The following is a 13,870-nucleotide window of genomic DNA, read 5'->3' on the forward strand; positions in this document are numbered from 1 at the left end:
TCTTCTGGGAACAGATGAGGTTCTAATAAGTGTTCGGATAATTCTTGCAATCTCCCAAACATTAACCTATATTCAACAATTTTACCACTTATTATCGAACTCACTCACCAAATAAACGACAAAGCACACCGAAACATAACCACTATCGATACTGCTACAACCAGTACTTTTCGAAAACTATAGTCACCTTGTCTTCTCAATAAGGATAAACTATAGCCGCTTTGTATGATTTATTTTAAAACTATCTCTTTTAAAAGTTTGTACCAACATATTAAACCGTGTTTCGCACAATGCAAACAACATTAACCACTCTGCAGTATGATACCTTTGTTCATTGTAAGGATAACATTATAGATTTACCACTCATTTGAAACATAAGCCAGAGACCTGGACCGGCGCCCTAAGGTATTGACCTTATAGATTTACCACTCATTTGAAACGGTCACTGTCGCGCTGAACAACCGTTCCCAGGTATTGACCTTATAGATTTACCACTCATTTGAAACGCCACGGGGGCCACGTTCGCCTTTACGGTTGGTATTGACCTTATAGATTTACCACTCATTTGAAACGCGGGTGTCGCCGTTTGAAGTCGGCAATCTGGTATTGACCTTATAGATTTACCACTCATTTGAAACGGTTCTTAACGGGGTCGTCCACGATCAGTAGGTATTGACCTTATAGGTTTACCACTCATTTGAAACATTGACCAAGGAAGCTATCTGACGGTTCGTGGTATTGACCTTATAGATTTACCACTCATTTGAAACTAGCCAACTGGTAACCAAGTCTCAAGAACTGGTATTGACCTTATAGATTTACCACTCATTTGAAACTGTTCTAAGTTTGTCGTTTGCGACATTTCGGGTATTGACCTTATAGATTTACCACTCATTTGAAACTTATGTTGCTCAATTCCCGTAGTTCTTGCAGGTATTGACCTTATAGATTTACCACTCATTTGAAACAACCGTTGTTTCTTCGTGATGGACTTAGTCGGTATTGACCTTATAGATTTACCACTCATTTGAAACGTTGCCAGGGACCGTTAACCAGAAGGTCGCGGTATTGACCTTATAGATTTACCACTCATTTGAAACACGTCTACAAGATTGCCGAACAACAATTCGGGTATTGACCTTATAGATTTACCACTCATTTGAAACCCCAGTCACCGTTACCAGCAGATTCAACTAGGTATTGACCTTATAGATTTACCACTCATTTGAAACCATTACTTTCTCATCCAATTATCACTAACCTAAAATCACCATAGAACAAAATCCCGGTCGATGTAGTAATACTGGCAACTCTTAAAGTAATTAACTTGTCGAGTTTCTGAGAATTCAATGATAATAACTGGTAAATCCGCTTCAGCCACTACTTTCCCTAGCGCTTCTAGCTGGGGGACCTGTAAGTAATGGCTAACATTTGTCAAAACCGTTAAGCGTTGATCATGCAACTCTTCTAACGTTTTGATTAACGTCTCAAGTATAGCATAAGGTGTTTGCGTTGAATCCTCAGCTAATCGTAGGCCACTCAATTTGATTAGTTTAACCAATTCCGGGGTTTCTGGAACAGCCATTGGCACATCCATCAAATAACTAGTCCCCAGAATTTGAGTTAATAGTCACTGCCAATCATCCGTTAATTGGACAACTTGCTGATTCGATAACGTTTTTAACAGCTGTGCTTGCAACTTCCGCTGAAATAAACCGTTCAAATCAATTTCTAGCAAGGGATCCCCATACCAATGTGCATCCCGTCGATTATTCAGCAAGTCGAAATCATCCGTTGCTAACCGTACGCTTTCCGTATCATCCCGCAACCCCATCACCAAATCACGATAAATCTTCGGAGCAGCAGTCGCCAGCACCGTCAATTTACCCGAAGCAATGTCAAAGGGTCGGTAGCCATAATAAGTCAATTTCATATAATCACCGTCCGTTCGGCTGAATTTAAAATATCCTCCTTAGGGTTCCCTGCAATAAAGTGCATCCCCTGGTACTGTTTTTCCGTCATCATCACCGTCTGAACCAATCCGTTTGTAGGGACGATGTGAGCTAACCGCCGCTCAATAGCCGCCGCTGCCTTCGAATCAGCACATACACGTACATAAACGGAATACTGCATCATAAAGAACCCTTCCTGAATAAGCGCCTTACGAAATTTTCGATACGCCCGTCGCTCCTTACTCGTCTCCATTGGCAAATCAAACATGACCATTAATCGCATGACTCGATACCTCACTTGGTAATGCCACCTCAATTCGTACCTGATCCGTTACCTCACCCAAATAATTTAAACACTGGTCCACGTACTTAGGAATCGCATTCCGTAAAATCGTGTTTTGGTGATTATACGTCAGCTGAACGTTCAATAAGTCGACCAAGCCATACTTAATATCTGGCGTAAAATCACGGATTTTCTGTTGCGATACCCACTGATCAACAACGGGTCGAAAGGGTTCCATTAAGTCCGACCCCAAGTTGAACGCATTGTCCGTACGAGTGTGATGAATTCCCCAACATGTCAGGTAGCCTCGCGTACAAATCGCTTGGTCTACGGCCGATAACAGGATTGCATAGCCATAATTAAGTGCCGCATTAACCGGTGTCAAATCCGTACGAGAAAAGTCTTGACCAAATAAACGTGGAAAATAGCGACGCGCAACGACCGCTTCACGATTGGTCACGTCTCCCACTTCCAACTGGTCCAGTTCCTGTCGTAGAGATGTGGTTTCACCCCCAACAAACTCTACCACTTGTATCTGATTCTGCAGTTTGCTCGCAGTCACTCGCGTCCACAACGTCGCAATTCGGCTTTTCGACCAAGTCATCTGCTTTCCCACCGTTACCGTTGACTGCACATTCGAATAATCACCACTCGTCGTACAAATGGGTTGCCCATCCCGCCCCGTAAAGATAATTTTAGCCTGTACCTCGGCCAGTGCAACGACCGCATGAGCTGTAATCACAGCCTGTAACGTTTGAATTAGCAAAACACCAACATCCCGAACCGGTACATGTAACCGATCCGTATCCGTTTGAATAACTAGGCTTCCCGTACTAAGCGAGACCTTAGCGTGCTGTGTCACAACTACAGTTCGCCATCCCATAACATCATCCTCCTTGCTGAATCAACCAAAACATGCTATATTATAGATGGTCAAATTGACCTGTTTGACCTTATAGATTTACCACTCAGAGTTGAAATCAAACAAGATGCTTTAGCATCAAGTTTCCCATTGTGAGCCCGTTATCGGTGCCATACATATTAAAACGACCAAGCCACCTTTTCGTGACTTGGTCGTTTTTTCTAAAGGTCGTTCAAACGAACCCGTCGATGAAATAGTCCCGTTGGTGACTCATGGATAAGGACTGCCTGTTCAGTTAACTTAATTCCATTCTTCACTTGAAGTTGCCCAAATTGACCTGTACAACCAATATCTTTCAAGTCGACTCGGGTTGCATTGGCGTGCAACCCACCTAACAGCCTCAACAGGAGCTCACGTTTACCTAAGTTTAGTGTTTTATTCTCTTTCCCATTTTTCCCTATTGTTATACTAAAGCTATTCACTGTAGAACGCTTTTGCAAGAGCTCCTCGGCCGCAAATAGCCGTGACTGAAATTTATTCATTTTATAGAGTGGGAAGTAGTATTTGACCTGTTTACAGATTTCATGATAAACCGCCATCAACTCATCATCCTTTGGTTTATATCCCGCCAAAGTCCGCTGAGCAACCAAGGACAGAATTAACTGCTGTTGATTCTGATAATACCCATTGGTTCTTAAAGCAAAGCGGTGCCACTGCCCCTTGATCATATCCTCAACTGGTTGATTTAAACAAACGTGTGGTACAACGACCTCAAACGGCTTAACCTTGTTTCGACTAGTTAATTCCGAAACGAAAATTTTATAGAGTAACTTTTTCTGCTCTGCTACATCCTGATGCTGTAATTGACTGACATAACGAACAGGAACCCGCATAACTTTATAACCTGGGCGTTTCCCAAGTAGCCGAATAATCGCCATGTATCCTGCTTGTTCACTACTATGACCGCCATAAAGTTCAATGGGTTTCTCGGTCTTCTGCGGAATAAGCTTCTTTTTATGTGCTTGGCTGGCGGGATAAATGGTTTGATTAAACAATGCACCATGATTCTCGTACACTTCGTGGGTCACCAAAATATGTTTCAAATTCATAATTTTAGTTAAGTTCATCATCTTCACAGTAGCGTCATGTTTCGGTTGCTCTGGATTCTTCTTCTGGCAATCACCAATCTCCATTTCTTCATCCCAAATAACCTGGTGGGTGACGGGATTTTTAATAAGATTATAGGGCTGCTTTTCCCTGGAAATCATGCCACCAATAAAGTTAAAGCGTCGTTGCAAGTCAAAGTGCGTCTTTTTAAAGTCCCCATAGACGAAAAAGCGTTTCAAGTTCGGGTAGCGTTGTAGCAAATACGTCCCAATTCTCGCTGCTAAGTAGGCATCCTGAGCATGGTGGTAATCGTTTAGTGCCCGTAACTTAGGGAGATTCAGTTCCTGGCGAAATTGGTGCGATAACCCCGCCTTAATTGAAATTAGCTCGGTTTCGGTTGTATCGTAGTACTGACTCAGAACTTCCATAACTAACTTGATAACCTGCCGGGTCTCAACGAGTTGCCGGGCAATAAACCCGGTTGCCCGCCCCCGGTCGTCCAAGTCATCGGGAGTAGTTAAGAGGTTGCGCAACTTGCGGTGTGATATTAACCCCACCCGGTACAGCTCCTGCCAGACCGGTTCTTGCTTATCCCGAAATATGGTCGGCACATGCGCTCCTTTTTCCAAATTAGCTTGATTCGACGTTAGTACTCGGTTATCCAGTGAGTCGTCCTTGACGACCGCCTGGGGAATAATATGGTCAATGTGATAGTTACTCAGGCGTTCAAAGTCCAAAGGCTCACCCGTGTAAATATCACGACCGTTTTGCTGGAAATATAAAACTAGTCGATCAGAAAACGTCTGCCGATCATCTGGCAGAGTTAACAATTGTTCTTTCACGGCCTCATCAACGAGTTCACGCGCACTTTCTCGATAAGCCTCCGCCAACTTAGATTGCCGCGATTGCGTTCGTTGTGGGTTCTTTTGTGCACCTTTAGCCACTTCTACAAATAACCAGCTAGGCGCCTTCCCGTGCATGGCTTTTTGAATATCCGTCACCACTGCCAGCACCTGGCGAATGGCCTTTTTATTTTGTGGCGACGTGTAGAGGTCGTCAATCACCCGTTGCAGGTCTTGCCGTCCCAAATCTTGCTGGTTCACCGCAGCAATTGCCGTCTGAAAATCGGATTGGCGAATAATTTGCATAAAATTACGACTCGTCTGCCACAGTTCGTCCATTACCGTATTCCCCTGGCGATCATGCAAGCCACATAACAATTTAGCTGAGAACCGCCCCCAACCGCGATACCGTGGTCGACTACTTAACCGACGAATTTGGTCAGCTGACAACCATTTAATGTCCCGTAACTTTTCCTTAAAGATAGCTGTATCTTCGAAAATTGTCGACCAGTTGATAATCTTTTCAATATCAGCTTGTCGATCTGCACGCTGGATGTCATCCGGTAACAGTTTGCAAAAGTCATGATACGTGGTTAACTGGCTCAAGAAGCGCTTAGGATTAGCCAATCCTTCCACAGTTGGCAAAGTAGGACATGCCCCAATTACCACCAAAGTCTTCTGTAGTGCCTTGACGGTGACAACCGACTGAGGTTGATCCATGAATAACTTTTTGAACAGATACTGCTTTCGTTGAGGATCCAACCAATCTCCATTAACCCGAACATTGTTCAACTCATTAAGTACTTCATACTTCTGATACAACAAGCTATTTTTTGGAATCACATCTTCTCCCAGCAGGTAAGTATCCGTCGTTTTCATCCGTTGAATAAACGCATTAGCGGAAGCCTGACGATCCACCTGTTGATCGAAATTCCAGGGGGTAATTGCTACTGTTGATTGAGGGTCCTTACGCGTCATCCACGCAAACTTAGCTTCTTTGGTCGCTTCACCGGGTTTGGACTGAACCAAAGGCCCCACATAATAATTCACTCTAAAACAAACCAGTTCATCAAGTTTATAGGGGGCAATCACGCGCCGGCTTTTAACCGGATTAGGCGTTGCCAGCCAAGGGTAATACTTAGACTGATTCGCAATAATCTGGTCCATTTCCTGTTGCTGAACCTGATAAGGAATCGCAATATTGGTCTTGGTTCGCTGTTTCAACAGAAAGGCATTCTGATCCATAGCTTTTTTCATTGCTTGTCCTGTCGCTGTCAACGGTTTCTGTTTCTCAAGAATGGCCTTAACTTCACTGTAAAAGGCCTCTCGATTCAACCCTTGATCAATATAATGGTCATAAGCCTGCTTTAACGCTAACCGCTGCTGTCGATCTGGTAGTTGCCGAATAAACGCCTTGTACGTCTTCAATTGTTTTCGGTGCGTTTCATAGATTTCCACCATTTTGCCTGACAAAGTTTGACCATCCGGTAAAATAGCGGCTAGTTCCAATGCTGTATGTAATTTCGCCAACAGGTTCACCAGTGGAATTTGCTCATCCGTTAAAAGTTCCGCCACATCGTCTCGATGGTCATCCAAGGCATCCAGATTAAATGATAAGGCTTTCTCCGGATCATTAATTCCCATAATTTTAGCAAGATCCGTTTTGAATCCTAAAATAGCATTAGCAATTTGCGTGTAAATTGGCTTTAACTGAGAATCTCCGTAACTTTTCAGCTCTTTAACTAGCCAATTTTTTCGGTCACTTTGCGTTCGACTGGTGTCCGTCAGTTCTTGGCAAGCCTGATTCCAATCCAAGGTAGGCAATTGAACAGAGCCATCCGAGTAAATCCCCGCCAACTGAGCATTAATCGTCGTAAAATAGGCCTCTAAGTCCAGTTTATCTGATTGAAAGTCCTTGGCCGCTCCCCCCAACAGGAAATGGCCCCGATATTTAATAATCTGATGAAGAGCTAGGTAAATCTCTCGTATATCAAACTGTCGTGACTCCGTCATTAACGCCTGACGCAAATGATAGATTGTCGGATACTTGCAATAAAATGCCTGGTCTGTTCGGTCGTTAAAAAGCTGAAACGCTTGCTGATAACGAGCATCTCCAGGAGCTAAGCTAGAAGCCTTCTGCCGAGCAAAAAAATTCTCATCAATAGCAGAAATCGGTTCATCAAAAATTTCCCGTAACAATCTCAACCGCCACCGTCGCCGACTTAGCCGCCGACGGGTTGTCCGAAAAGTCCGCCGCTCGGCCGCCGTTTGTCCTTCACGGAATAAACGCACACCAATCCCAGTTTGGCCCTTAACCCGGATGATATGGCCGTATTTATCAACTACGGTCCAACCAATCGAGCTTGTTCCGATGTCTAACCCAATGCCATACTTCTTATCCATTCTAGAAACCCCTTTCACAATTCTTCAATTATCACCACTAGTGAAATTGTTAACCATATTCTAGCTCTTTTTCTTTTCCCTTATCTAGTATTTTAGATATATAAGTGCAAATTCTCTATTAAATTTCCAATACTAAGAACCTCATTCAGTAAAAGTGGACTCTTTTACGAAATAGGTCACCTAACCACCTAGTAAAACGATAACTAAATTACTAGGCATTATGGTCGAAATTCAAAAGCTATAATTTAGCTTTTCCACTCAACATCTGCTACACTGAAAGCGCAAAAAAATATTTTGAAACATTGAGTTCACCAAAGGCCCTGACTATCCCAGTAGTCAGAGCCTTTTCTACGTCTATACAAGCACTATAAACGGGCGGGGTCAGTTATCGCCTAAGACTACCTGTGTCGCCTACGGCCTAACCAGTCCGTAAATAAAGCAATCAGGATGCCAACAACCAGTGGTGCAAAAATATTTTGAAACATAAGAGTTTACCTCCCCACTGTTGCTAGATGTGGGTTAGGCAATTCTTCAATGATGCTTAAAAAGTTCATCCCGGACAATCAGAGTAGCTCCTCTTTACGCTTTCGATTCAAAAGCGACAAGAAAAGTTTGCACCATTTGATGATCGGACAAAAATGTCTTCCTTACACTAGTCTTCTCTAAACGCCATACAACAAATCCTACTTAAATCATTGAGCCATGCCCACCTTATAGGCCAGTTATTTCCCTTGATTGTCAGCCAACAATAACCAATTGCTATCCACCCGAAAAGCAAGTGAGCTTTTGTTTCACACGCTTTAACGCACTCAACTGAGTCGTCATCCCCTTAGCCCCGAACTGACCAGTTGGTTGCCTCACCCACACATCCCCGTCCAGTGGAGGCTTCCGCCCATGATATTTAGGGTGCTTCACGTTAGAATAGGGTCACTGAATGGAATCCGGGAGGTAACAGCACCATGAAGAAATCCACAATTCTCAAATCATCGCAAAGCGACTTGGAACCCTTAATGCAACAGATTGCGCAGACGCATCAGGCCATCCACCTAACTTCAACCGACGGCACTCACGACGCCGTGTTACTCAACAAGCGCGACTTCGACACCCTGCAAACCATCGTTAAATTAGCCATTGGGCACACCTTTCTAAAAGTCTAAGAGTACCTGGCGTCTCTTGCCCCCGACTACCCCACGTGGTCGGGGGCTTTTTACGGGAAAATCACGTGCGGTCAAAATTCTCGCGTGGGTCACGGCAGTAAGCTAAACTTGAGGTAGTTACTTTTCCACAAGGAGGTTTCCCATGCACCTAAATCTACTGTTTGCCGTTGACGATAAATTCGCTGAACACATGCTGGTCACACTCTTCTCCATTTTCCGGAATAGCCCAACCACCAACACCTACGACGTCTACGTCCTTCAAGACCAGCCTTTGCAACAAGCGGCCCATCTCAAGGCCGTCCTAGCCCGTTGGCACATGACCTACCACCCGGTACTGGTCGACGACGCCGTCTTCAACGATGCGCCCGTCTCCGACCGTTATCCCAAGTCGATCTACTACCGGTTGCTAGCCAGCGAGCTGCTTCCCCAGGACCTAGACAAGATTCTCTACCTGGACGCCGATATCCTGGTCATCAACGACCTGACGCCCCTCTACCAAGTCGACCTGACGGGACAACTCTACGCCGCGGCCATGCACACGGACTTCTTGAACCTGACGGGGACCCTCAACCAGTTCCGACTGGACACCACCACGCCCCACTACTTCAACTCCGGCGTGCTACTGATTAACCTGGCCCGGGCCCGCCAGCAGGTCCACCCTCAGGAAATCTTCGAGGTGATTCGGTCCCACAAGAACGTGCTGATCTTACCCGACCAAGACGTCCTCAACAAGCTCTACGCCAAGGACATCCAGCCGGTCGCTGACGTGCTCTACAACTACGACGTACGCAAGGACTTGGTCTACCAGACCACCAGCCAGGGTAAGTGGTCCTTGGACTGGGTAATCGCCCACACCGTGTGCCTGCACTTCTGCGGGACCAAGAAACCTTGGCAACCCACCACCACGGATAAGTACGCCTTGCTGTACAAACATTACCAGCACCAGTTAACCCGACAATTAGTCGACTGACTACCAACCGAACCATCCGTCAAGCTGACCATTAGGCGGTTAAAGGGTTGATATCGCGTGACATCTACCGTCATTAAATCGTTTAACTTTGTTATCCCCTTGATACTTTGATGAGACATTCTTCGCTTAGACTAAAACGTGTTCCTTAAACCATAACTATTTAGATTTGGAGTGACGCTTTATCAAAGCATCGACGAAGAAAGTTCTACTCAGTACCTTTGGGGCCGCCGCCCTCCTATTGGCCGGCAGTCAGACCGCCCAGGCCAGCACGGTCAACGTTCAAGCTGGCGACACGGTTTGGGGCTTCTCCCAGACCCACCACGTGTCCATCCAAGACATCGTTAAAGCTAACCGGCTCAGCGACGCCAACTTAATCTACATCAACCAAAAACTGGTGATCCCAGACGGGCAAACGACCGCTAAACAATCGCAAAAGAGCGCGACGACCACGGCATCCGCACCAGCCAAATCGACGGCACCAGCGACGACGCCTAAACAGTCGACTGCCTCAGCTGCTTCCAGTGCAACGACTCAACAATCGTCCAGCACGCCGGCTAAGCAACAGTCCTCGGCGACGACCACGGCTAAGCGCCAGTCTTCCACCGCTGCGACGCAGTCCTCTACGGCCGCTTCAACCACGGCCAGCGCGGCAACTCAACACCACACCGCAACGACTAACGCGGGAACCCAATCCCAGGCCAACGCCACGAGTCACACCACTACGGGTACCTCCAATTCCGCAACTAACGGCACCACGCAATCCAGTACGTCATCCACTACCACTACGCCCAGCGTAAGCACTGGCGGCGGGGTCGCGACGGCGTTGAAGATTGCCAACAGCAACGTTCCCTACGTTTACGGCGGGAGCTCCATGGCCGGCTTCGACTGCTCCGGATTGGTCCAATACGCCCTAGGCTTGAGCGCCCGGACGACTTACCAACAGACTAAGTTGGGTACGCACCACTACGACGTCGCCAACGCCCCAGCCGGTGCCATCCTCTTCTGGGGTTCCGAAAGCGCACCGTACCATGACGGCATCTCGCTAGGCAACGGCCAATACGTTGCCGCTCAGAACCCGACCGACGGCATTGGCGTCTTCAGTCAATCTGCTTGGCAACCTAGCTACTACATCATTCCTTAAGCCCCTACTTCACGGCTAAACCACAAAGGGACCGGGTCTTACCTAAATTCTAGGTAAGATCCGGTCCCTTTAATGTTAACCTGCGCCCAACATCGGTTGCTAGCACAGCTTCTCATCTTACGATGCCGGTCGCGTCTCGACCCACCGGTGCATCAGATAGACGTTGAGCCAGCTGGCGACCACTACGGCCAAGCCGAGGTAGATGAAGTCAAACACAAAGTTAAACGTTTCCGTACTGTTAATCATCTGGAAGAATTTCAGTTCAATCGTGCTGACCCAACTCAAGAAGACCACCACGATCCAGGTCAGGGCCACCGCTAAGAGTGCCTTGATCACCTTCTGCGACCGACCCGGGATAAAGGCACTGATGGCGTTGGTCGCGAAGTGAATCAACGTGAGAAAGGCCCAGATCCACAACAGAATCAGCGCCCCGTAGGCCACGATACTGGCCCCGTAGACCTGCAACTGGGCCCAATCTTGCGCAGTCAGGGTAACGTGCATGACTTGGCGGAACCACTGGCGGACGATGCGCCCGTTCATGGCCGACCCCAAGACCAACAGGATGGCTTGAATCAGCCCCCAATACACCATGATAGCAAACGACGATGCCAAGTTGCTGAAGTATAATTTAGCATCCCCCGCCGGCAACAACCGGTAGCTATCCGCCACTAACAGACGCTCGCTACGCCAAGTCAGGCACCCGAACGTCAACAGACCGAACGCCACGCCCCACAGGATAACGGGCCCCACCATCTCTAATTCGGCGAATCCGACTTCCCACAGCTGGTAGAGCATGGTCAAGACCAACGCCAATAAGTTGAAGAACAACAAGTGGTTCGCGTTGCGGAATTTAGGTTGCCAAGTCACATAGAATAACCGTCTAAAGCTCGTCATCCGGAATACTCCCTTCGTAGACACTTTCGTAAAAGGCTTCAATGCCCAGATTAAACTCCTGCCGAATCTGGTCACTGCGTTTATGGGTGCAAATCGTCCGGTCCTTGAGAATGACCACCTCATCCAGTAACGCCGCGATTTCCGTCACGTAATGGTCACTGATGATCAGCACCGCTTCCGGCTGTTTCCACTGGATAATACTGCTGATAATGCGTCTACGGCTCATACTGTCAATGCCACTGAACGGTTCATCGAGTAAGTACACGGCGGCCTGCCGCGCCAAGGTCAACGCAATGATGAATTTCTCACGAGTCCCCTTAGATAAGGTCGCCAGCCGCTGGTCATCGTCGATTTGTAAAAACGTGACCAAGTCTAAGTACTTCTTGGCCGAGAAGTCCGGGTAGGTGCGGACGTAAAAGTCCCGAATCTCCCGTAACTTCTGGGTCGAGCGGAATCCCTGGAGGCCCTCACTGAAACTGACCAACGCCCGCCGCTGGACGTCGCGGGTCTGCTGGTTGACCGCAATGGTTCCCCGCGCCCCCTTGGCTACGCTGGCGATCAAGCGCATCAGCGTGGTCTTACCGGCCCCGTTCTCCCCTAACAGGCCCACCGTTTTGCCCGGTGCGATTTGTAGATTCACGTGGTCCAGAATCGTCCGCTGATTCTTTCGGTAGCGAACATCCGTTAGCTCTAACGCGTATTGACTCACGCCTGATTCCCCCTAGTCTGTAAGTAATGCTGAACTGCCGCCACGATTTCCGCGTCGTCCATCCGTAACGCGTGTAGCTGGGTGTAAAGTTCCTGAATATAGTCTGTGATGAGTCGGTGCTTAAGCGCCGTGATGCGGGCCGTATCCTGCGTGACAAAGTTGCCGCGTCCCCGGCGGGATTCCAGGATCTCTTGTCGAATCATCTCCGTCAACGCCCGCTGAACCGTATTCACGTTCACGGTCAAGTCGACCGCCAACTGGCGAACGGCGGGCAACTTCGCGCCCGGTTGCAGCGTTCCTGCTACGATTTGGTGGTACAGATAGTTCTCAATCTGGTAATAGATTGGGACCTTATCGTCAAACTGCATCTCGTTCACCTCGTAAGTGTATTATCTATCTATAACACTGTTACATTATAGCATATTCCGAAAAACCCACAAGTCCCTTTACATTCGCCACAGTCAGGGTCTATGCTGATCTGCAAAAACTTGAAAGGCGGTCTTTTACCCATGACAACTCCCCATGATTTTGCGCAACAGCTCCGACAACGACAGGCAGCCAAGCGACCCGGTCCCACGCCACAGGATTGCGCCAGTGAGCAGGTCACGACCCTTACGATTCCCACTAGTGTCGGCGCCGTGCCGGTCTACCGGCACCAACCCCACTTTGTCCCCGCACAACGGGTCATCATCAATCTTCACGGCAGTGGCTTTATCTTCCCACACAACGCCTACGATGACCTCTTTGCCAAGCAACTCTGTCTCAGTACTCAGGCGCTAGTTCTGGACATCGACTATCCGTTAGCCCCAGAACATCCTTTCCCCCAGCCCCTACAGGCCACGTACCAGGTCATCCAAGCCCTGCAGACTCAGTACCGTTCCCTGGGCGCACCCACGATCATCGGACACAGTGCTGGCGGGAACCTGGCTATTGGGACGCAACTCCTGGCTCAGCGGCATAACCAGCCTAAAGCGGACCGGGTGATCCTCGACTACCCCGCCTTAGACCTAGATACCAAGCCGGCCGACAAACCATTTCCTGCTGGTGCCCGGGCCATCATCTCCCCTGAGCTCGCAGAAACCTTCAACGCCTACTACCGGCCCAACGGTGAGACTGGTAATCCCCTGATTTCCCCCGTCACAGCCACCAGCACGGACCTCCACGGCTTCCCACCGACCTTTATCCTAACGGCCGACCACGATTCCCTAATGCCCGAAGCCGAAGCATTCGGCCAATCTCTAATTGCCGCCGGATGTACGGTCACCCTCCACCGCTACCAAAACGTCCACCACGGCTTTACGCTAAACGGCGAGGGGCAAGCCGACCAAGCCCTTCGCGATATCTTGGCCTACATCCAAGCCTAACCCGTTCATTTTTTGAGACTTACAGCACTTAAAAACTAACGTGCGTCGAAAGTCCAGCCCGGAGACTATGGTCAATCTTCAGCACCAAATGGGCCACTGTTAGCTAAAAAAGCTCTGTAAAACCAAAGTAGTTGTACTAGTCCCTGTCAAGTTGACAGATGAAATAATATAATTCTCGGACGTAAC

General features: G+C 47.9%; 11 protein-coding genes, 1 pseudogene and 1 CRISPR repeat array. Of the genes and pseudogenes, 4 read left to right on the forward strand and 8 right to left on the reverse strand.

All coding sequences use genetic code 11. The features are described from left to right. The first annotated feature begins 338 nt into the window (after positions 1–338). Positions 339–1,232: direct repeats of the CRISPR family, unit length 36 nt; unit sequence GGTATTGACCTTATAGATTTACCACTCATTTGAAAC. A 35-nt stretch (positions 1,233–1,267) separates the two neighbouring features. From csn2 to FD30_RS11885, 5 genes and pseudogenes are all read right to left on the reverse strand, one after another. After that, positions 1,268–1,933, reverse strand: a pseudogene (gene csn2, locus FD30_RS11785) (type II-A CRISPR-associated protein Csn2). Further along, positions 1,930–2,235, reverse strand: coding sequence for a CRISPR-associated endonuclease Cas2 (cas2, locus tag FD30_RS06390; RefSeq protein WP_056944341.1), 306 nt, complete (start codon positions 2,233–2,235; stop codon positions 1,930–1,932). Before cas2 ends, csn2 begins: the two are co-directional and overlap by 4 nt. After that, complete coding sequence (cas1, locus tag FD30_RS06395; RefSeq protein WP_056944342.1) at positions 2,213–3,118, reverse strand: type II CRISPR-associated endonuclease Cas1; 906 nt, start codon at positions 3,116–3,118, stop codon at positions 2,213–2,215. The genes cas2 and cas1 overlap by 23 nt, the downstream gene beginning before the upstream one ends. A gap of 200 nt (positions 3,119–3,318) precedes the next feature. Continuing rightward, a complete protein-coding gene (gene cas9 / locus FD30_RS06400; RefSeq protein WP_056944343.1) occupies positions 3,319–7,449 on the reverse strand; it encodes a type II CRISPR RNA-guided endonuclease Cas9 in 4,131 nt (1,376 codons plus the stop codon). A gap of 398 nt (positions 7,450–7,847) precedes the next feature. After that, the gene (locus FD30_RS11885; RefSeq protein WP_107739695.1) at positions 7,848–7,934 is read right to left on the reverse strand and encodes a type I toxin-antitoxin system Fst family toxin; all 87 of its coding nucleotides are present in this window, start codon (positions 7,932–7,934) and stop codon (positions 7,848–7,850) included. Between the two features lie 474 nt (positions 7,935–8,408). On the opposite strand from FD30_RS11885, the gene FD30_RS06405 reads away from it, so the two are divergent. The 3 genes from FD30_RS06405 (at position 8,409) to FD30_RS06415 (ending at position 10,717) form a co-directional block, all read left to right on the forward strand. Beyond that, a complete protein-coding gene (locus tag FD30_RS06405; protein ID WP_056944344.1) occupies positions 8,409–8,606 on the forward strand; it encodes a hypothetical protein in 198 nt (65 codons plus the stop codon). A 142-nt stretch (positions 8,607–8,748) separates the two neighbouring features. Continuing rightward, positions 8,749–9,576 (forward strand): glycosyltransferase family 8 protein, encoded by an 828-nt coding sequence (locus tag FD30_RS06410; protein ID WP_056944345.1) that lies wholly within the window; start codon positions 8,749–8,751, stop codon positions 9,574–9,576. A gap of 238 nt (positions 9,577–9,814) precedes the next feature. Continuing rightward, entirely contained in the window at positions 9,815–10,717 is a 903-nt protein-coding gene (locus FD30_RS06415) for a C40 family peptidase (protein ID WP_225426514.1), read from the forward strand. A 117-nt stretch (positions 10,718–10,834) separates the two neighbouring features. On the opposite strand, the gene FD30_RS06420 is transcribed toward FD30_RS06415, so the two are convergent. The 3 genes from FD30_RS06420 to FD30_RS06430 are packed head-to-tail and all read right to left on the reverse strand — an operon-like array spanning position 10,835 to position 12,688. After that, on the reverse strand, positions 10,835–11,611 hold the full coding sequence (locus FD30_RS06420) for a hypothetical protein (RefSeq protein ID WP_056944347.1): 777 nt from the start codon (positions 11,609–11,611) through the stop codon (positions 10,835–10,837). Further along, positions 11,598–12,320 carry an ATP-binding cassette domain-containing protein gene (locus FD30_RS06425; protein WP_056944348.1) on the reverse strand — a complete coding sequence of 241 codons (723 nt, stop codon included), beginning with the start codon at positions 12,318–12,320 and terminating at the stop codon, positions 11,598–11,600. The genes FD30_RS06420 and FD30_RS06425 overlap by 14 nt, the downstream gene beginning before the upstream one ends. Beyond that, the gene (locus FD30_RS06430; RefSeq protein ID WP_056944349.1) at positions 12,317–12,688 is read right to left on the reverse strand and encodes a GntR family transcriptional regulator; all 372 of its coding nucleotides are present in this window, start codon (positions 12,686–12,688) and stop codon (positions 12,317–12,319) included. The genes FD30_RS06425 and FD30_RS06430 overlap by 4 nt, the downstream gene beginning before the upstream one ends. A gap of 141 nt (positions 12,689–12,829) precedes the next feature. Between FD30_RS06430 and FD30_RS06435 the strand changes: the two genes are divergently transcribed. Next, on the forward strand, positions 12,830–13,684 hold the full coding sequence (locus FD30_RS06435) for an alpha/beta hydrolase (protein ID WP_056944350.1): 855 nt from the start codon (positions 12,830–12,832) through the stop codon (positions 13,682–13,684). Positions 13,685–13,870 lie beyond the last annotated feature (186 nt).

It is taken from the genome of Levilactobacillus namurensis DSM 19117 (genome assembly GCF_001434785.1).
GTDB classification, from domain to species: domain Bacteria; phylum Bacillota; class Bacilli; order Lactobacillales; family Lactobacillaceae; genus Levilactobacillus; species Levilactobacillus namurensis.